General features: G+C 50.7%; 18 protein-coding genes. 10 read left to right on the top strand and 8 right to left on the bottom strand.

Annotation, left to right across the window (positions count from 1 at the left end; genetic code table 11):
* Positions 1–116 precede the first annotated feature (116 nt).
* The 4 genes from PsW74_RS08335 to PsW74_RS08320 all read left to right on the top strand — a co-directional run bounded on the left by PsW74_RS08335 (position 117) and on the right by PsW74_RS08320 (position 3895).
* Positions 117–611 carry a MarR family transcriptional regulator gene (locus PsW74_RS08335; protein ID WP_057460936.1) on the top strand — a complete coding sequence of 165 codons (495 nt, stop codon included), beginning with the start codon at positions 117–119 and terminating at the stop codon, positions 609–611.
* A gap of 115 nt (positions 612–726) precedes the next feature.
* On the top strand, positions 727–2277 hold the full coding sequence (guaA, locus tag PsW74_RS08330; protein WP_057460937.1) for a glutamine-hydrolyzing GMP synthase: 1551 nt from the start codon (positions 727–729) through the stop codon (positions 2275–2277).
* Between the two features lie 122 nt (positions 2278–2399).
* Positions 2400–3038 (top strand): class I SAM-dependent methyltransferase, encoded by a 639-nt coding sequence (locus tag PsW74_RS08325; RefSeq protein WP_063288431.1) that lies wholly within the window; start codon positions 2400–2402, stop codon positions 3036–3038.
* Positions 3039–3208: 170 nt separating this feature from the next.
* The gene (locus PsW74_RS08320; protein WP_063288432.1) at positions 3209–3895 is read left to right on the top strand and encodes a hypothetical protein; all 687 of its coding nucleotides are present in this window, start codon (positions 3209–3211) and stop codon (positions 3893–3895) included.
* Positions 3896–3911: 16 nt separating this feature from the next.
* Here the strand turns inward: PsW74_RS08320 and PsW74_RS08315 are convergent, their stop codons facing one another.
* Together PsW74_RS08315 and PsW74_RS08310 are read right to left on the bottom strand one after the other, a co-directional pair.
* The gene (locus PsW74_RS08315) at positions 3912–4253 is read right to left on the bottom strand and encodes a TraR/DksA family transcriptional regulator (RefSeq protein ID WP_063288870.1); all 342 of its coding nucleotides are present in this window, start codon (positions 4251–4253) and stop codon (positions 3912–3914) included.
* A 106-nt stretch (positions 4254–4359) separates the two neighbouring features.
* Positions 4360–4668, bottom strand: a complete 309-nt coding sequence (locus PsW74_RS08310) for a PilZ domain-containing protein (RefSeq protein WP_057460940.1) — start codon at positions 4666–4668, stop codon at positions 4360–4362.
* Positions 4669–4946: 278 nt separating this feature from the next.
* Here PsW74_RS08310 and PsW74_RS08305 point away from each other — a divergent pair, with 278 nt between their 5' ends.
* From PsW74_RS08305 to PsW74_RS08280, 6 genes are all read left to right on the top strand, one after another.
* Positions 4947–5525, top strand: coding sequence for an NnrU family protein (locus PsW74_RS08305; protein WP_063288433.1), 579 nt, complete (start codon positions 4947–4949; stop codon positions 5523–5525).
* A gap of 167 nt (positions 5526–5692) precedes the next feature.
* Entirely contained in the window at positions 5693–6271 is a 579-nt protein-coding gene (locus PsW74_RS08300; RefSeq protein ID WP_063288434.1) for an NnrU family protein, read from the top strand.
* Positions 6272–6498: 227 nt separating this feature from the next.
* Positions 6499–7170 carry a tetratricopeptide repeat protein gene (locus tag PsW74_RS08295; protein ID WP_063288435.1) on the top strand — a complete coding sequence of 224 codons (672 nt, stop codon included), beginning with the start codon at positions 6499–6501 and terminating at the stop codon, positions 7168–7170.
* The gene (locus tag PsW74_RS08290) at positions 7171–8517 is read left to right on the top strand and encodes a PQQ-binding-like beta-propeller repeat protein (RefSeq protein WP_057460944.1); all 1347 of its coding nucleotides are present in this window, start codon (positions 7171–7173) and stop codon (positions 8515–8517) included.
* A gap of 123 nt (positions 8518–8640) precedes the next feature.
* Positions 8641–10047, top strand: a complete 1407-nt coding sequence (gene der, locus PsW74_RS08285) for a ribosome biogenesis GTPase Der (RefSeq protein WP_057460945.1) — start codon at positions 8641–8643, stop codon at positions 10045–10047.
* Positions 10048–10265: 218 nt separating this feature from the next.
* The gene (locus PsW74_RS08280; protein WP_063288436.1) at positions 10266–11048 is read left to right on the top strand and encodes an inositol monophosphatase family protein; all 783 of its coding nucleotides are present in this window, start codon (positions 10266–10268) and stop codon (positions 11046–11048) included.
* Between the two features lie 74 nt (positions 11049–11122).
* On the opposite strand, the gene PsW74_RS08275 is transcribed toward PsW74_RS08280, so the two are convergent.
* The 6 genes from PsW74_RS08275 to PsW74_RS08250 form a co-directional block, all read right to left on the bottom strand.
* Entirely contained in the window at positions 11123–11869 is a 747-nt protein-coding gene (locus PsW74_RS08275; protein WP_063288437.1) for an SDR family NAD(P)-dependent oxidoreductase, read from the bottom strand.
* A gap of 5 nt (positions 11870–11874) precedes the next feature.
* Entirely contained in the window at positions 11875–13368 is a 1494-nt protein-coding gene (gene purF, locus PsW74_RS08270) for an amidophosphoribosyltransferase (protein WP_063288438.1), read from the bottom strand.
* A gap of 46 nt (positions 13369–13414) precedes the next feature.
* Positions 13415–14041: a CvpA family protein gene (locus PsW74_RS08265; protein WP_057460948.1), complete on the bottom strand. Its 627-nt coding sequence runs from the start codon at positions 14039–14041 to the stop codon at positions 13415–13417.
* A gap of 81 nt (positions 14042–14122) precedes the next feature.
* Positions 14123–15526 (bottom strand): DNA repair protein RadA, encoded by a 1404-nt coding sequence (gene radA / locus PsW74_RS08260; RefSeq protein WP_063288439.1) that lies wholly within the window; start codon positions 15524–15526, stop codon positions 14123–14125.
* A 33-nt stretch (positions 15527–15559) separates the two neighbouring features.
* Positions 15560–16711: an alanine racemase gene (gene alr, locus PsW74_RS08255; protein ID WP_063288440.1), complete on the bottom strand. Its 1152-nt coding sequence runs from the start codon at positions 16709–16711 to the stop codon at positions 15560–15562.
* Between the two features lie 135 nt (positions 16712–16846).
* Complete coding sequence (locus PsW74_RS08250) at positions 16847–18334, bottom strand: replicative DNA helicase (protein WP_057460951.1); 1488 nt, start codon at positions 18332–18334, stop codon at positions 16847–16849.
* Positions 18335–18385: the final 51 nt, after the last annotated feature.

Genomic DNA, 18385 nt, shown 5'->3' with positions numbered 1-18385 from the left:
ACATTCAGGGGCTAGTGCCTGGGAAAAATCACCAATATTCAAGACAGCTTAACCATTTTCCGTTTTCTTATCGGTCAATGGAATGAAGCAAAGCATCCGACGCAGGGCAAAGGGTTATGGCGGAGAAATACCGTGCGAAAATAACGACACAGGCAAGTTTGTTTGAAGACGAACATAACGTCGAGTTGTTGAACTATTTGCCTCTGCGCATCATCGCGACTGGCCGCTTTATTGAGCGCCGGCTTTCCGAGCATTTACAGAAGCAATATGGTTTATCGCTTCCTTCGTGGCTCGTGCTGAGTGCACTGGAGCGGATGGGTGCGGTGTCTGTACGAGAGCTGGGGCCAGTTATTGGACTGGATACGGTGGCTGTATCGCGTGCTGTAAAGCGCCTGTCAGAAGCAAACCTCATCAAAAAACATGAGCACCCTCGAGACCGTCGCCTTGTCCGTTTGAACCTGGCAGAAGATGGACGCGTTGTTTTGCGAGCTCTTGAGGCCCAACTTGAACAGCTTGAGAAGAATCTACTGCCGCAGTTAGATGTGCAGGAGCGCATCAGATTGGGGCAAATGATGAGCCGTATCGAAGAACACGAGCAGTCGATATTGTAGCTGACTGGACCTTCGGACAAAGCGCACAGAAAAACATCATCTGCCCTTAACGGAACTGCGATTTTTCCGCGTAAAAGACCTTTCCAAATCAATGCGCACAGAGTAGAAGCTGCGCATGACAGACCGCATCCTCATTATTGATTTTGGTTCTCAGGTCACTCAGCTGATCGCGCGCCGTGTGCGCGAGTCTGGTGTGTACTCCGAGATCGTTCCGTTCCAGTCTGCAGAAGCTGCTTTTAAGGAGATGAATCCAAAGGCGGTGATCCTGTCAGGTGGTCCGGCATCCACGACTGAAATGGGGAGCCCACGCGCACCCCAGATCGTATTTGAGGCTGGTATTCCTGTCCTCGGAATTTGTTATGGTCAGATGACCCTTTGTGTCCAGAATGGCGGCAAAGCGGAAGGCTCTGATCATCGCGAGTTTGGCCGCGCCTTCCTTGAAATTAAAGGGAAAAGCCCTCTATTCGATGGGGTTTGGGACGAAATTGGCTCCAAACATCAGGTTTGGATGAGCCATGGTGACCGTGTTGTCGAGCTGCCCGAAGGCTTTGAGGCAATTGCAACCTCTGAAGGTGCACCATTTGCTGCTTATGCAAATGAAGCCAAAAAGCAATACGGTGTTATGTTCCACCCTGAAGTGGTTCACACTCCCGATGGTGCGAAGCTCATCGAGAACTTTACGCATAAGATTGCAGGTTGTTCAGGCGACTGGACAATGGCTGAATACCGCCAGCAAGCGGTAGAGAGTATTCGTCAGCAAGTTGGCGACAAAAAAGTCATCTGCGGCCTGTCCGGTGGTGTTGACAGTTCTGTTGCTGCAGTGCTGATCCATGAAGCAATCGGCGACCAGCTCACTTGTATCTATGTTGATCACGGTTTGATGCGCATGGGTGAAACGGAGCAGGTCCTGTCCATGTTCCGTGATCACTACAACATCCCGTTGGTACACGTGGATGCTGCTGATCTGTTCATTGGTCAGCTGGAAGGCGAAAGCGATCCGGAAGTCAAACGCAAAACCATCGGCAGGCTCTTCATTGAAGTGTTCGAAGAAGAAGCGAAAAAGCTTGGCGGCGCGGACTTCCTCGCACAGGGCACGTTGTATCCTGATGTGATTGAGAGTGTTTCCTTCACGGGCGGTCCGTCCGTGACCATCAAGTCACACCACAACGTGGGCGGCTTGCCAGAGCGTATGAACATGCAGCTGGTTGAGCCACTTCGTGAACTGTTCAAAGACGAAGTTCGTGATCTCGGTCGCGAATTGGGTTTGCCAGACAGCTTCATTGGACGCCATCCATTCCCTGGTCCGGGTCTTGCGATCCGCTGTCCGGGCGGTATCACGCGTGAGAAACTGGATATCCTGCGTCAGGCAGATGCTATTTATCTGGATGAAATCCGCAAGGCAGGTCTCTACGACGCCATCTGGCAGGCATTCGCCGTTCTGTTGCCAGTTCAAACCGTTGGCGTTATGGGCGATGGTCGCACCTACGAGTTCGTCTGCGCCTTGCGTGCAGTGACCTCGGTTGATGGCATGACAGCAGATTTCTATCACTATGACATGGAATTCCTTGGCCGGGCTGCAACCCGCATCATCAACGAAGTCCGCGGTATTAATCGCGTCGTTTATGATGTGACCTCAAAGCCTCCGGGAACCATTGAGTGGGAATAAGCTAATCAGAAACCGGGGAGGGCAACTTTCCCGGTTTTTTCTTATCTAGTGATCAACTCGGCTTCCAATTTTATAAGATCGTTCATACTATCTGATGTTTTGGTATGTGGAGGCAGTTGTTAATGGATTTACCTGATGCCGAGTTGTATCTAACTGAACAGCATAGAGAACTCTTGCTTTGCCAGCGAACCGATTTGATTGGCAAGGATGAAGAAGCAGTCCTCTATCTATACCGAAAACACATCGCCAAAGCTGTCCAAGTGTTGAAAGATCACGTCCCGGATCTTGCTGTGAAAGGGCGATTCCTGGATATCGGCTGCGGCCTCGGATTTGGCCTGCTTGTTTTGAAGGAGCTTTATGGGGCGGATCATTGTTTCGTCGGCTTAGACAAAGATGGCAAAGACACAGAAATCAAATACGGTTTTAAGCTTCATGCAGAAATATACAACGACCTGACGCGCACAGCCGAGAATTTGCAGCTCAATGGGATTGCACCTGAAAACGTCAGTCTTATCAACTTGGATCATAATGCGTTTCCTGATGGTACTTTTGATGTCGTTGTGTCTTTTTTAGCCTACGGCTGGCATTTTCCAATTTCAACGTATTTTGAAACATTGAAGCAGGTTACCAGAAAACAGAGCATCATCTACCTCGACCTACGCCGTAAGACAGACGGCCTCTCAATGATGGCTTCAGAGTTTGATCTCGTCTGGGCAAGAGAAAATAAGAAGGGCGTCAGTACAATTTGGCGAGCGCGTTAGTATGTTGGCGAGCGCGTTAGTATGCAAGGCGCGTGAAGGTTAAGCGATGCCCAATCCTCAGGGTATCAGCCCTTCAACAGACTTAGTCCAAAATCATGTGGTTTGAGAAGCGATATGATGAGTGGGATGATCTGGCCAACTGTTGAACTCGCCAAAGGGTGGATACTTCAATGACAATGCCAACTCTGCGCCTATTTAAAAAGAAAAAAAAAGCTAAGTTAGATAACCCCAAGAACGACTTGGATTTTTATCTGCACCAGTATGACTCCTATGAGACATATAAAGAAACGCAAATTTTTTATAATAAGAAAAAATTGCAAAATATCTGGGCTGATAAGACAACGCTGACGCTCGTCAAAGATATCGTATCCAAAGAAGTATCAAACAGATCTTTTTCCGGTATCTGTCATGGTTCTCGAAATGGTTTTGAGCAGAATTATTTGTCTGAAGATGACAAGTTTGATGTTTTTGGGACTGATATTTCTCCTACTGCAAAGCAATTTGAGCGCTCAATTGAGTGGGATTTTCATGATGAAAAAGAAGAGTGGAAGAATAAATTTGATTTCATTTACTCCAACTCATTGGACCAAGGTTGGAACCCCCGCAAAGCTTTGACAACATGGCTCAACCAAATCCACCAGGACGGCGTTGTGATCATTGAACACACCAATGCTCATGGACCTCAATGGGCAGGAGAAATGGACCCCTTTGGGGTGAAACCCAACGTTATGCCTTACGTTTTTGCTGATTGGTTTGGGCACCAAATTAGTACATCTTTTGAAAGTGTTCAAAAAGATAACAAAGATCTGAAAGCTTGGCTTTTCATTCTGAAAAAGAATGTATTGGTTGTGACGTGAGGTTTTTTGTTGAACGCTACCCAAACAAATTCGCGCAGCTTATGCAATAAAGAGCGGCTGGGTCAACGCGCAGCCGGGCTTCAGGAATGTCGTCTCCGCATTCAAAACAGAAGCCGTATTCCTCCTCTTTGATCCGCTGCAGGGCGCTATCGATCCGCTGAAGTTCTCTGGCGCGTTGGCGGTCGTTGGCTTGAGCCATCGCTTGCCGTTGCATAGCGTCCATGCGGGAGAGGCGGCCAACAGACTGTTGGTCAAGCGCAACCGTTGCACGGTCTCCCTCAGAGATAGCAGTGAGTTCTGTCAGTTCCGCCTTTCGTGCAAGAAGTAACGTCTCTGCATCATTGAGAGCCAGTGTCATCAGATCATCTCCCGCCCAAACCGTCAGGTAGCCAGTATGAGCGCGAATTGAGAAACTGTGCAAGCAAAACAAAACGCCCAACATAGTGGGCGTTTAAGGGAGTGGACTAGATTTTCATCAGGCTGGAAACAGTTTCTTTTTCGCCCACAAACTCTACACCCAGTGTATCCGCTGTCCTCCAGCGGACTTCGGTTTGCACGCGCTGGCGCAGGTGAACCAGATAGAGTGTAAACTCATCGGGAATATCGATCGTTGTTTCCATCTTCAAGCGGGCACCAAAATCGGACAAATCTCGAATAACACAGTCGAAAACCATCGACTGGCTCGCGAAAACAATGCGCCCTTCCTTAAGCGTACGCCGACGGCGAACGCGGCGACGTTCACTAGTTTCTGTTGCACTGTCACTTTCGGACATAGAACTTTCCAGGCACTGTTTCTGTTTGTGAAACCTTAGATCTTGCGCAAATATAGGAGTCAAACAGTCAAGTTATGATATATGCAGATAAACAACTCACCCTGATTTAGCGAGAAAAGCAGCATGAGCTCAAGGGTTCTGCGAAAAAGAATTGGGTAAATGTATAAAACACCTTACGCAGCGACGGTCAGGCTTATTGATATTTCACCGCGTATGGTCACAGTGCACAAGCCTATCTAAGGGCTTTAACGTAAAATACAAATCTAAAGGGTCACTCGATGACGCTGTTATTAGTTGGGCTATTCATCTTTCTGGGAATTCACTTCGTCCCATCTTTTCCTGGGTTTCGTGACTCAGTCGTTCAGCGCATTGGACTGAATCCATACCGGGCGATCTACTCACTGATCGTGCTGACAGGCCTTTTTTCCATGATCTACGGCTTCGTTCTGGCGCGTGAGGAAGATCTGTTTCCGCTGTACGTAACGCCATTCTGGCTACGTCATCTGGCTATGACATTGCTCTTACCAGTCTTCATTCTGGTTTTTGCGAAATTTATTCGCGGTAATATCGCCAAGTGGACCAAAGACCCCGTTATTCTGGCGGTAAAGATCTGGGCAATCTCCCATTTACTGGTCAATGGTGAGCCATATTCTGTTGCTTTGTTCGGTGGCTTTCTTGTCTGGGCGATCTGGGCGCGGATCTCTCTGAAGAAGTTTGATCGCAAAAACACTGCAGTCGAAGAATTCCCACACGCTCTGCGCAATGACATCATCAGCGTTGTGTTGGGCATGCTCCTCTACGGATTGTTTGTCTGGAAACTACACGAACTGCTGATCGGTATGCCGATCCTGACCTAGGCAAGCTCTCAAATCGGGAGATTTCAGCAAAACCGCGTGCGTGACTGATCAGTCACGCACGCGGTTTTGCTTTAAGCTGAGTATTTTGCGTGACCCAAAGATTGTTTTGCAATTAAGAACTCTGTGAAATACCTTTGCCCTCAATTGATCTTGGGGGAGAGCAATTCATGACATTATTGATTTCAGGTCTCACCGCATTTTTTGCGGTGCATTTGATCCCTTCGTTTTCAGGGCTTCGGGAGGGTTTGGTTCAACGTCTTTCGTTTAACGGCTATCGCGGGCTGTACACACTCATCTCATTGGGTGGATTGGTTGCAATCGTCTACGGCTTCGGTGCCGCTTGGAATGGTGATTATGCGCCTTGGTATGTCGCACCAAGCTGGGGCCGCCACGTCACCATGCTGTTGATGCTGCCTGTTTTCCCACTCTTCTTTGCCTCTCAATTGAAAGGCAATATTACACGCGTCACCAAACACCCGTTGATCAATGCAACCAAGCTTTGGGCGGTTGCTCACCTGTTTGCGAACGGAGAGCCTTACTCCGTGATACTGTTCGGCTCGTTTTTAATCTGGGCAATTCTTGTAAGAATTACGATTGCTCGCCGCGAGCGTATCAACCCGCCAAGCCGAGACTATCCAAACGCAACGCGAAACGATGTGATTTCCGTGGGTCTTGGTTTGATTTTCTACGGCCTGTTCGTGTGGAAATTACATGCAATTTTGATTGGGGTGCCGATCATAACTTGACCTTTTGCATGAGGTAAGGTTTCAAGACAGACATCAAAGTGGTCTCTCTCGGCAATTACACTTGTAAATGTTGGCAGGGAAAACTCTTTCATTGCCCTAATAAAGCCACTAATCGGTTGAAAGAGGTAGAGAAAGAGGTTTGCCTGCGGCTCTCTTAGTTTTAATGTGACGCCGCCCATTGGGATACCACGAACCTAAGAATCGTTGCTGCAGGAACATTTGAAATTATGTCCGACATTTTTCGCGAAGTCGATGAAGAAGTAAGAAGCGACCAGTTTTCAAAGCTTTGGAAGCGCTTTGCTCCGGTTGTATACCTGACAGCAGGTCTTATCGTTGTAGGCACCGCAGGTTTTCGCGGCTATGAGTACTGGCAGAACAAACAGTCTCAGGTAGCAGGCACTGAATTTCTGGAGGCTATCAAGCTTTCAGACGCAGGCAACTACACCGAAGCGCAGGCAGCTTTCGTTTCCATGGAAGGCAGCATTGGTGGTTATCCTATGATGGCCAAGATGCGCATTGGAACCGAGTTGGCACTGGAAGGTAAACCTGACGAAGCCATCAAGGCTTTTGAAGCGGTCGCGGCTGATAGTGCGACACCAATCATTTACAAGGGCCTCGCCAACATCCGCGCTGCTTATCTGCTGCTGGATAACGGCGACCTTGCCGCGGTGAAAAAACACACAGAAGTGCTGGCGGTTGCTGGTAACACATGGCGTTTTTCTGCTTTGGAAATTCTGGGTGCAGCTGAGTACAAGGCTGGTAATCTGGATGCGGCTCGCACGCGCTTCAGCGAAATTGTGAATGATGCAGCCGCTCCGTCAGATGTTTCCGGACGCGCACAAATTTATCTTGAACTAATTACCTCTGCATTGGGCAAAGACGAAAAGGGGACTGAATAAGTGAGCGAGACCAAAAGAAAGTCTTGGAAGGCTTTGATTGGAACCGGCGCGCTTGCGCTGACGCTGGCTGGTTGTTCTTCTCTTTCCAGTCTAAATCCATTCGGCGGCGATGATGAGTTTCTTGAAGGAGACCGTCAGCCACTGTATCAAGGCGCATTAAAGCCATCTGCAACAGGTGGAGATGCCAAGATCGGTGCGGCGACAGGTGGGTCAACCTGGCCAACAGCTGCTGGTCCTAAGAGCAATGATCCGGGCAACATCGCAATCAATGTGAGCGGTGGTGTTGCATGGTCGTCGAGCATCGGTCAGGTCCGTTCTCCCGGCTTCTTTGGTATCGGCTCCAGCAACCCGCGCACCGCTGCGCGTCCGGTTTCTGATGGCCAACGCATCTACGTCTATAAGTCGGATGGCAACCTCGTTGCTCTGACAACTGGTGGCGCCAAGGTCTTCACAAAGAACCTGGGTCTGGAAGGCGAGAATGAAGTTGCCGCAGGTGGTGGTGTCGTGCTTGACGGCGGCAAGATCTTTGTCGCAACCGCATACCGCAATGTTTATGCACTTGATAAAGGTGGCAACGTCCTTTGGACCAAGCAACTGGAAACACCGGTTCGCGGTGCGCCAGCAGCGGCCAATGGCAAAGTTGTCGTTGTAACACAAGACAATGAAGTGATCGGCCTCAACCAGTCAGATGGGGAACAGGCATGGTCATTCGCTGGCATCGCAGAGCAAGCAGGCCTGCTTTCCTCTGCAAATCCGGCAATTTCAGGCAACACTGTTGTTGTACCGTTTTCCTCAGGCGAGGTTATGGCACTTGACATTAACAGTGGTGAGCCTAAATGGATCGATACCGTTGCACGGTCCTTCCGTACACGCGCGCTCTCTGGCCTGACAGATGTTTCTGCAAGCCCGGTCATTGAAGGCAACAAGGTTATTGCAACCTCCGTTGCTGGACGCACACTGGGCATTGCTCTGAAAGATGGCGAGCGTTTGTGGGAGGCTGATTTTGGTGCCGTACATACTCCGGTTGTTTCCGGCGGTACGGTATTCTTGATCGGGTTGGATGATAAATTGCATGCAATCTCAAGTAAGACCGGCAACCTTATCTGGAGTGCCAAGTTGCCAACTGGCGAAAGCGACGCCAAGAATGTCAACTGGGCAGGTCCAATTCTGGCCAACGGCCAGCTGATCGCCATGTCCAGCAACGGTTATCTTGCATCTGTGAATGCAAAAACCGGTCAGGCATCCGCATCGCGGAAAGTGACCAGTGGCGTATTTGTATCACCAATTGTCGCTGGTGGACGTATGGTCGTCCTTACCAGTGACGGAGCGGTTGCAGCGCTGAACTAAACGTGTCCTACGGAAAGTGGATACCGGTTTTCGAAACTGGGATACGTTAAAAAATAAAAGCTTAGAGTAGGGCGCATAAGGCGAACTACTCTAAATGCTGCATACCAGACGAGGAGTATTCGCGTGACTGCGACAGTCGCCATTATTGGCAGACCTAATGTTGGCAAGTCGACGCTCTTCAATCGCCTTGTAGGCAAGCGCTTAGCGCTTGTTGATGATACCCCAGGTGTGACCCGTGACCGTCGGTCCGGTGATGCACGCTTGGGCGATCTGCGATTCAAGATCGTTGATACTGCCGGCCTGGAAGAAGCAGAGGCAGCAAGCCTCGAAGGGCGTATGCGCGCTCAAACAGAAGAAGCAATCCGTGATGCGGATGCATGCTTATTCCTTATTGATGCACGCGCTGGCTTGATGCCGCTTGATGAGCACTTTGCGAACCTTCTTCGCCGAGCCGACACCCCTGTAATTCTTTGCGCCAACAAGGCGGAAGGCAAAGCAGGCGATGGCGGTCTCTATGATGCGTTCACGCTTGGTTTGGGTGATCCTGTTCCTCTTTCTGCGGAACACGGAGAAGGCCTGTCCGAGCTTTATGATTTTCTGCGCCCGATTGTAGATGCTGCAGACGAGATGGAAGGTTCTTCCGAATTTACTGAAGCACGTACAGATGTTGATGTAGAGGATGAAGAGATCGACGAGCCGGTTGGCACACTCGAACGCCCTTTGCGCATGGCAATTGTTGGCCGTCCAAACGCAGGCAAGTCTACTCTCATCAACCAGATGTTGGGTGAAGAGCGCCTTCTGACCGGACCTGAAGCTGGCATCACACGCGACAGTATCTCTGTTGAGTGGGAATGGCAGGATCACCATGTGAAGGTGTTCGACACTGCAGGTATCCGCAAAAAAGCACGCGTTCAGGAAAAGCTGGAAAAGCTCTCCGTTGCGGACGCCCTTCGCGCAATCAAGTTTGCTGAAGTTGTTGTTGTAACGCTCGATGCCACCATCTCTTTCGAGAAGCAGGACTTGCAGATCATCGATCTGTGTGCCCGTGAAGGTCGCGCAATCGTTATTGCACTCAATAAGTGGGATTTGATTGAGGATCGTGAGGATGCTTGGGGTCATATCAAGGATTCACAAGCACGCTATCTGAATCAGCTACGTGGTGTTGAGATTGTCACCATGTCCGGCATCAACGGGCAGGGCCTCGATAAGCTCATGCAGGCTGTTTTCCGGTCTTACGAGATGTGGAACAAGCGCGTTGGTACATCTGGCCTCAACCGCTGGCTGGAAGGTGTTCTGATCCACCATCCGCCGCCAGCAGTGTCTGGACGTCGTGTACGCTTGCGTTTCATGACACAGCCAAAGACACGTCCACCGCATTTCGTGGTGTTCTGCTCCAAGCCAGACAATCTGCCGGAGAGCTACACCCGATATCTTGTGAATGGTATTCGCGAGCGTTTTGACATCAAAGGAACGCCCATTCGTCTGTCCTATAGAAAGGGCGACAATCCATACCACAAGAAGAGAAGGTGATTTCGCTTTCACTTAATTTCATAAAAGGGCAGCAGTCAGCTGCCCTTTTATTTTGCCAAATCCCAGAGAACCAGGAACTGTCAGGGTTCTGACCACTGTCGCGTACTTGAATTTTTCTCTAGAAGTATCAGTCAGTGCCGCTAATAAGTTGCAATTCTTCTTGAATCTGCTTTTAATCGCGCTCTCTTTCCGCATTCCCTACATTTAATAGGATTATCATGTCACAAGACCGTTTTACGTTCGCCAACGCTCTGGTTAAGCGCGCTGGTGCCTATGCGCACGAATATTTTACGCGTTTGGAGACCCTCAATATTGAGAGTAAAGGTCATCAGGACATGGTCTCTGAGGCCGATCGCGATACTGAAATTCTTGTCCGCAAAGCCATTGCCGAAGCATTTCCAGATGACAGCATCGTGGGAGAAGAGGGTGATCCCAAACCGGGTACTTCTGAGTATACTTGGATCATCGACCCGATTGACGGCACGGCGAATTTCGTTTCTGGCATTCCACAGTGGTGCGTGATCATTGCCTGTGTCAAAAACGGTGAAAAATACATTGGCGTCACTTATGATCCGTGTGCTGATGAACTGTTTGCAGCTGAAAAAGGCAAAGGGGCAGCACTCAACGGTACGCCAATGAAAGTGTCCACGAGCGATTCATTGTCCAATGGGTCAATCGGTCTGGGCTTCAGTGCACGCGGGCGCAATCTGGCTGTCAAAAGCGCAGTTGATGCACTGCTGGATGAAGGTGGGATCTTTTTCCGCAACGCGTCCGGTGGTCTTATGCTGGCATATGCTGCTTCTGGCCGTCTCATCGGCTATATCGAAGAGCACATGAACTCTTGGGACTGTATGGCAGGCCTGCTCCTTCTGGAGGAAGCTGGTGGGAAATGTCAGGAAATTGACGTCGCCAACGCAGTCATGAACGGCTGTAAAGTTGTTGCTGCTTGCCCGGGTGTATTTGATCAGACCAAAGCGCTAACTGATAAGTGCTTCATCTAAAGCACCTTAGATAGCGCAAAAAAAAAGCCCCGGCCTATCACCGGGGCTTTTTTGTATTTGTAGGCCACTACCGTTTAGCTGGTCAGCTGCACGAAGTCCCGCAGTTCTTTGCTAGGGAAATCATAGAGGCGACCATTCTCCTGGCTTTCTGGAAGACAGAAGCGCACGATGTCCTCAGAGATCTCAGAAGGATGCGGCAGGGTCTTTGGGTCTTCGCCCGGCATTGCTTTCGCACGCATGCCAGTCCGCATCGGGCCTGGATTGATGAGCATGGATTGGACGTTGGTCTTCTGCGTTTCGTTCACATACGTGCGTACAAGCGCCTCCAGAGCCGCTTTTGACATGGAGTATGGTCCCCAATAGGCGCGGCACTTGTGTGGCGCTCCTGAGGTCAGGAAGACCGTGCGGCCCGCATCGGACTGACGTAGCAGTGGATCAAGCGAACGAATAAGACGCCAGTTCGCAGTCACGTTGATTTTCATCACGTCATCGAACTTCTTCGGGTCCACATGACCCAATGGAGAAGTCGGGCCGAGAATACCGGCGTTACCGACAAGAATGTCGAGCTTTTTCCAGCGTTCAAAGATAGCAGCGCCCAAACGGTCAATCGCGTCGAAATCAGTCAGGTCAACTGGCACAAGCGTAGCTGAGCTACCGGCCTTCTGGATCTCGTCATCCAGTTCTTCCAGTCCGCCAACAGTCCGTGCGATCGCAACAATATGCGCACCTTCTTCAGCAAGCTTTTTTGCAGCAAAATAACCAATGCCACGGGAGGCTCCCGTGACAACAGCAACACGACCTTCAAGTCTTTTCGAACTCATTGAACTTAACCAGTTTCTACAAGGCGGGGAGCCTGACGTGTGTCCACATCGTCAGACAGATCTGTAAGCGGGGTCGGATAGTCCCCGGTAAAGCAGTGATCAGTGAACTGCGGGTTCTCGTTGTCACGGCCATTTTCATGGCCCATGGCACGGTAGACGCCGTCAATGCTCAGGAAGGCAAGGGTATCTGCGCCAATGTATTTGCGCATGCCTTCAAGATCATACTTGGCAGCCAGCAGCTTTTCGCGAACCGGCGTATCGATGCCGTAGTAATCGGAGAATTTGATTGGCGGAGAGGCCAGACGGAAGTGAACTTCTTTCGCACCAGCATCTCTAATCATCTGAACGATTTTCACACTGGTGGTGCCGCGCACAAGGCTGTCATCCACCAGCACGACACGCTTGCCTTCAATCTGCGCTCTGTTGGCAGAGTGTTTGAGCTTAACACCAAGCGTACGGATCTGCTGTGTCGGCTCGATAAACGTGCGGCCCACATAGTGGTTGCGGATGATGCCAAGCTCAAACGGAACACCGCTTTCGGCTGCAAAACCAAGAGCTGCAGGAACACCAGAATCTGGAACCGGGACAATCACATCCGCTTCAACGGCGCTTTCCTGCGCCAGCACACGCCCAAAACGCTTACGAACGTCATAAACGGAATGACCATTCAAAACACTGTCTGGGCGGGAGAAGTAAATGTACTCGAAGATATCTGGACGGGAAGGACGCTTACCAAACGGGAAGTAGCTTTCGATACCACCCGGCGTACAAACAACAACCTCGCCATTCTCAACTTCGCGAATGAATTTAGCACCAATGATGTCCAGCGCACATGTTTCACTTGCAAAAATCGGAGCACCATTCAGATCGCCAAGAACCAATGGGCGAATTCCATAAGGATCACGCGCACCAATCAGCTTTTTACGGGTCAGTGCGACAAGGGAATAAGCACCTTCCATCTGGCTAATGGCCTCGATGAAGCGATCTACGATCTTTTTCTCGCGAGAACGGGCAACCAGCTGCAGAACCACTTCACTGTCAGATGTAGACTGGCAAATCGCACCGTCCTTGATCAACTGACGGCGTACGGTCATCGCATTGGTGAAGTTACCGTTGTGACAGATCGCAATCCCGCCACCATCAAGCTCAGCAAACAGCGGCTGCACATTGCGCAGTGCAGCTTCACCAGTGGTGGAGTAGCGCACATGGCCGATTGCGTACGGACCCTTCAGGTTGTCGATGGTTTCCTGCTGAGTGAAATGATCACCCACAAGACCCATATGACGTTCTGAACGGAACTGATCGCCATCAAATGTCACAATGCCTGCAGCTTCCTGTCCGCGGTGCTGAAGCGCATGAAGCCCCAGAGCAGTCAGTGCTGCTGCATCATCATGTCCAAGAATGCCAAAAACACCGCATTCCTCGTGCAGGGTATCGCCGTCAAAATCTGCCTGTAGCTCTTTCAAAGCGGCAGAATTGTTTGATACGCCACTGCTCATGGCATCACTCCTTGGTTCTTACTTGGGCCAAATATCAAAATTAAGCTTAGTTCCGGCCTTCGCCGGAGGCCGTCAGCTGGTCCAGTCCGCGCCGCTCACTTGGGGAGTAACGGGCTTCTTCATCACTGGATGCGCCTGTTGCAGAGCCGGTCGTACCGCCCTGCTTACGAATCTGGTCCATAATTGCGCGTTCAGGATCTTCCGGCAGCGCCGCAACCAAACTTTGACCGCTGGTCACCAACAGGTGTCTGGATTTGGCATCCATAATCCAGTTTGGCTGGCGTGGCTCTGGTACAAACCAGTTAAAGAACAGCAGTGCAACGACAACAAGAAGGAAGCCGCGGGCTGCGCCAAAAACAAAACCGAGGGTTCTGTCGAGCGCGCCAATTCGGCTGTCCAGCACGAAGTCTGAAATGCGCATGGTGATGTAGCTCACCACGATTAATGTCACGAGGAAGACAGCACCTGCAGCAATGGCAGTTGCCAGTGTGTCATTGGTTACGTGCTGCAACACAAATGGTTTCAGGCTGCCATAAAAAAGATAGGCGGCGACTGCTGCTGCGACCCATGATGCAATAGAAAGCACCTCACGCACGAACCCGCGAATCATAGCAAGAACGCCAGAGATCAGCATGATAACCAGTAGAATTCCGTCTAAGAGTGTGATCGGCATCTGTCGACACAAGTCCCTTGTTTGACTGGCAGGCAAACCAACAAAAATGCCTGCCGGTTAAAATCAGCCTAGGTTAAACCCTTAAGCGTTTTCCATTTTCTGTGCACTGGCAACAATATTTGCTACCAGATCTCCCAGCTCCTCAAGTCCTTTAACGTGACCGAGAGCATTGGAGCCTTCTTTCATATTCCCGTCGGCGATAACCGCCTGACCGAATCCAAGCTTCTGAGCTTCCTTTAATCGGGAAGCTGCCTGAGCAACTGGTCGAACTGCACCAGACAGACTGATTTCGCCGAAATAGACGCATTCGAGGGGAAGAGCAACCCCACTAAGCGATGAGATTAAAGCTGCCGCAACGGCGAGGTCAGCTCCTGGCTCATTAATTCTCAGTCCACCAGCGACATTCAGATAAACGTCATGTTGCGCAAACTTAACACCGCAGCGTGCTTCAAGCACGGCCAAAATCATAGAAAGGCGCGCACTATCCCACCCGATCACCGCTCGGCGTGGTGTGCCAAGGGGGGAGGGTGCAACAAGTGCTTGCATTTCGACCAGCAAAGGCCGCGTACCTTCTATCCCGGCAAACACGGCTGAACCTGGAGCAGTTGCGCTTCGTTCACTAAGGAACATAGCACTGGGATTCTTTACTTCTCGTAGCCCCATGTCGGACATCTCGAAGACGCCAATTTCATCCGTTGGGCCAAAGCGGTTTTTCACGGCTCGCAAAATGCGATATTGATGCGCGTTATCACCTTCAAAATAGAGCACGGCATCAACCATGTGCTCTACAACGCGTGGGCCAGCGATCTGGCCGTCTTTCGTCACATGACCAACAAGAACAACCGTTGTTCCGGTTTTCTTGGCAAAGCGGACCAGAGCCTGCGCAGAAGCTCGCACCTGCGTTACTGTTCCTGGCGGAGAATCGGCCATCTCGGTCCACAGCGTTTGGATACTGTCTAAGATCACAAGATGAGCGCGGTCATCACCCTTCTTGGCTTCCAGAGTGGCAAGAATGTCTTCCACGCTTGTCTCGGCAGCCAATTGAACCGGAGCATCGCGCAAACCTAGACGCTCTGCACGCAAACGCACCTGATCCACCGCTTCCTCGCCTGAGATATAAACGATATTGTGCCCTTGATAGGCAAGATGTGCGCTGGCTTGCGTCAGCAGGGTGGATTTGCCGATACCGGGATCGCCGCCTACCAGCAGAGCAGAACCTTTTACAAAGCCGCCGCCAGTCACACGGTCCAGCTCGGCCACACCTGTGATAATTCTCGGAGCGTCTTTGGTTTCACCCGAAAGTCCAACCAGCGGAACAACCCGGCCCTTGGAACGCGAAGCGGTCTTGGGCCCGGCTCCGATGCCGCTGGCCTCTTGCTCTTCCTGAATTGTGTTCCATTCACCGCAAGATTCGCAGCGGCCTGCCCATTTGAGTGTGGTTGCCCCACAAGACTGACAGACAAATGAAAGGGAGCGTTTCGCCATATCGAATTCAGGTTCCTGCCAGTGTTTAGCTCGCTAGCGTTTATAGTGGCGTGTATAGCGTGCTCCAAGGCTACACAGCAATTCATATGGGATGGTTTGAGCAAAGTTTGCCAATTCATCCACGTTTACATGTGCTCCCATAATCTCAACCGGAGCACCGCGTGACAGATGTTCCTCGGGAATATCCGTCACATCAACTGCAATCATATCCATGGAGACACGGCCAAAGATGGGAGCAAAATGCCCGCCGATATAAACCCGTGCGCCGTCAGGCTGGTCGTCAGAGCTGCCAACCAGTCGGTGCAAACCATCCGCATAACCTGCATTTATGGTTGCAATCCGGCTTTTTCGCGGTGTTATACGGGAAGCCCCGTAACCCACAGGATCGCCAGGGGGAACCTCACGCAAACTTATGATTTCCGCCAGAACATGTGCAACCGGAAGCATCGGGTTGCTGTCGTCAGGAACTGGGTTTCCTCCATAAAGTGCAATGCCTGGGCGAACCATGTCGAAGTGGTAATCTGCTCCCAGGAAAATACCTGCAGAGTTGCTCAAGGATTTGCGGGCGCCCGGAAACAACTCACAAACCCGCTGGAAACGATCCAGTTGCTTTGCGTTGAGCTCGTGGTCAGGCGTATCGGCGCAAGCAAGATGGCTCATGATCAGATCAATCTTGATGCCCTTAAGGAAATGAGGCGACTCACCAGTCTTCAGCGCATCTTCAATAGACATGCCCAGACGATGCATGCCTGTATCAAAGTGCAAAGCCGCAGACAGTTCTTCATCCAGGCCTTGCGCAAAAGCAGACCATTCAGTTGCTTCCTCAAGACTGTTTAAGACCGGTTTGAGATTGAAATCGTAATAGAATTTCTCACGGCCACGAAAGAGGCCATTCAGCACATAGATTTCTGCGTGTGGCAGTTCTTTGCGCAGGTCGATTCCTTCTTCAGGAAGCGCAACAAAAAAGACACGGGCTCCGGTATGATAAAGTGTTTTGCCAACTTCAGTAGCACCAGTCCCATAACCATTGGCCTTGAGTACCACAGCGCAGGTACAGCCATCGCCCACCTTGCCATTCAAATAACACCAGTTCGAGCGTAGAGCGGTAAGGTCGATGGTTAGCTTTGCAGCACCGCCAGCAGAATGAGCTGCGCGGGCAGATGTAGGAGCGGCAGAATGTGTCACGCGATTGCCCTCAGATTCTTTGAATGCGCAATAACCTACAAAAAATATCTGAATTTAAAAAGAAAGACCCGGAGCACTGCACAACTGATGTGCGTTACCCCGGGCCAATCGCTAATTCAGTAGGATGAACCAGCCTTACTCCATAATTCTGTCAGGAATATGGGCGTCGTCTGCCAGATCGGAGAAGCGAGTGAACTCGCCCTGGAACTGCAGATCAACAATGCCAGTTGGACCGTGACGCTGCTTGGCGATAATGACTTCCGCCTTGCCGCGCAACTGCTCCATCTTGCTACTCCATTCTTCGTATTCCGGAGTGCCTTCAGGCGGTTCTTTTTTGCCCATGTAATACTCTTCACGATACACAAACATGATCACATCCGCATCCTGCTCGATCGAGCCGGATTCACGAAGGTCAGACATCTGTGGTCGTTTGTCGTCACGGTTTTCAACCTGACGAGAGAGCTGGGACAGCGCGATGATCGGAACATTAAGTTCCTTCGCCAGCGCTTTAAGGTTGGTGGTGATCTCAGTAATTTCCTGAACACGGTTGCCCTGATTCTTGGAGGAACCAGATAGCAGCTGAATATAGTCGACCACGATCATATCCAGCCCCTTTTGTCTCTTCAGCCGACGGGCTTTGGAAACGAGGGACGCGATGGAAATACCACCTGTTTGGTCCACATGAAGTGGAACGTGTTGCATATGCTGTGTCGCCGCAACCAGCTTCTCAAATTCAATCTCGTTGATGTCGCCGCGGCGAATCTTGGAGGAAGAAATCTCTGTCTGCTCAGAAATAATACGAGTAGCCAGCTGTTCGGCACTCATTTCCAAAGAGAAGAAGCCAACAACGCCGCCATTCACTGTCCGAACAGTGCCATCTGGCATCTCTTCAGTCTGATAATTTTCAGCAATGTTATAAGCGATGTTCGTAACCAGCGATGTTTTACCCATCGCAGGACGACCAGCCAAAACGACCAAATCCGAAGACTGTAAGCCACCCATGAGTTTGTCCAGGTCACGCAAACCCGTTGAAACACCGGAAAGGGCGCCTTCACGCTGAAAGGCTGCTGCAGCCATCTCAATAGTTTCGGTCAGTGCACTGCCAAAGTCCTGAAAACCACCATCAGACCGGCCAGTCTCCGCCAATTCAAACAAACGACGCTCAGCATCGTCAATCTGAGAGGACGGTGGCATGTCGATTGGCGCGTCATAAGCAATGTTCACCATGTCTTCGCCAATGGTGATCAGGTTACGGCGAGTCGCCAGATCGTAAATGGTCTTGCCGTAGTCTTCTGCGTTGATCACAGAAGTTGCATCACCTGCAAGACGCAGCAGATACTGAGTTGCAGACAGGTCTGCAATCTTCTCATCTGCCGGGAAAAACGTTTTGAGCGTAATAGGCGAGGCAATCTTGCCTGCCTTAATCAACGCTCCGCATTTGTCATAGATATCCTTGTGGGGAGCTAAGAAAAAATGGCGCGCTTCTAAAAACTCCGAGACACGATAATAGGTCTCGTTGTTTACCATAATGGCACCAAGAAGCTGGCGCTCTGCCTCGGCATTATGCGGGACCACTCTCATGGTCTCACTAGCCTTCTCTAATTTTTGGACTGTGCCCTTCATTCCGCCCCTCGTGCCGCTTGGCAACTTGGTTACAGCTTTAAGGCGGGTAGG

It is taken from the genome of Pseudovibrio sp. W74 (assembly GCF_001623085.1).
GTDB lineage: Bacteria > Pseudomonadota > Alphaproteobacteria > Rhizobiales > Stappiaceae > Pseudovibrio.
Note: the sequence above shows the minus strand (reverse complement) of the source record. Positions and strands in the feature narration are given on the sequence as shown.

What these genes read in the sequence shown, in the direction of transcription:
- PsW74_RS08335 (WP_057460936.1), top strand. Translation starts at nt 117, where the DNA reads ATGGCGGAGAAATACCGTGCGAAAATAACGACACAGGCAAGTTTGTTT.
- PsW74_RS08325 (WP_063288431.1), top strand. Translation starts at nt 2,400, where the DNA reads ATGGATTTACCTGATGCCGAGTTGTATCTAACTGAACAGCATAGAGAA.
- PsW74_RS08265 (WP_057460948.1), bottom strand. Translation starts at nt 14,041, where the DNA reads ATGCCGATCACACTCTTAGACGGAATTCTACTGGTTATCATGCTGATC.
- PsW74_RS08310 (WP_057460940.1), bottom strand. Translation starts at nt 4,668, where the DNA reads ATGTCCGAAAGTGACAGTGCAACAGAAACTAGTGAACGTCGCCGCGTT.
- purF (WP_063288438.1), bottom strand. Translation starts at nt 13,368, where the DNA reads ATGAGCAGTGGCGTATCAAACAATTCTGCCGCTTTGAAAGAGCTACAG.
- PsW74_RS08320 (WP_063288432.1), top strand. Translation starts at nt 3,209, where the DNA reads ATGACAATGCCAACTCTGCGCCTATTTAAAAAGAAAAAAAAAGCTAAG.
- PsW74_RS08275 (WP_063288437.1), bottom strand. Translation starts at nt 11,869, where the DNA reads ATGAGTTCGAAAAGACTTGAAGGTCGTGTTGCTGTTGTCACGGGAGCC.
- guaA (WP_057460937.1), top strand. Translation starts at nt 727, where the DNA reads ATGACAGACCGCATCCTCATTATTGATTTTGGTTCTCAGGTCACTCAG.
- radA (WP_063288439.1), bottom strand. Translation starts at nt 15,526, where the DNA reads ATGGCGAAACGCTCCCTTTCATTTGTCTGTCAGTCTTGTGGGGCAACC.
- PsW74_RS08295 (WP_063288435.1), top strand. Translation starts at nt 6,499, where the DNA reads ATGTCCGACATTTTTCGCGAAGTCGATGAAGAAGTAAGAAGCGACCAG.
- PsW74_RS08300 (WP_063288434.1), top strand. Translation starts at nt 5,693, where the DNA reads ATGACATTATTGATTTCAGGTCTCACCGCATTTTTTGCGGTGCATTTG.
- PsW74_RS08280 (WP_063288436.1), top strand. Translation starts at nt 10,266, where the DNA reads ATGTCACAAGACCGTTTTACGTTCGCCAACGCTCTGGTTAAGCGCGCT.
- PsW74_RS08315 (WP_063288870.1), bottom strand. Translation starts at nt 4,253, where the DNA reads ATGACACTGGCTCTCAATGATGCAGAGACGTTACTTCTTGCACGAAAG.
- PsW74_RS08305 (WP_063288433.1), top strand. Translation starts at nt 4,947, where the DNA reads ATGACGCTGTTATTAGTTGGGCTATTCATCTTTCTGGGAATTCACTTC.
- PsW74_RS08250 (WP_057460951.1), bottom strand. Translation starts at nt 18,334, where the DNA reads ATGAAGGGCACAGTCCAAAAATTAGAGAAGGCTAGTGAGACCATGAGA.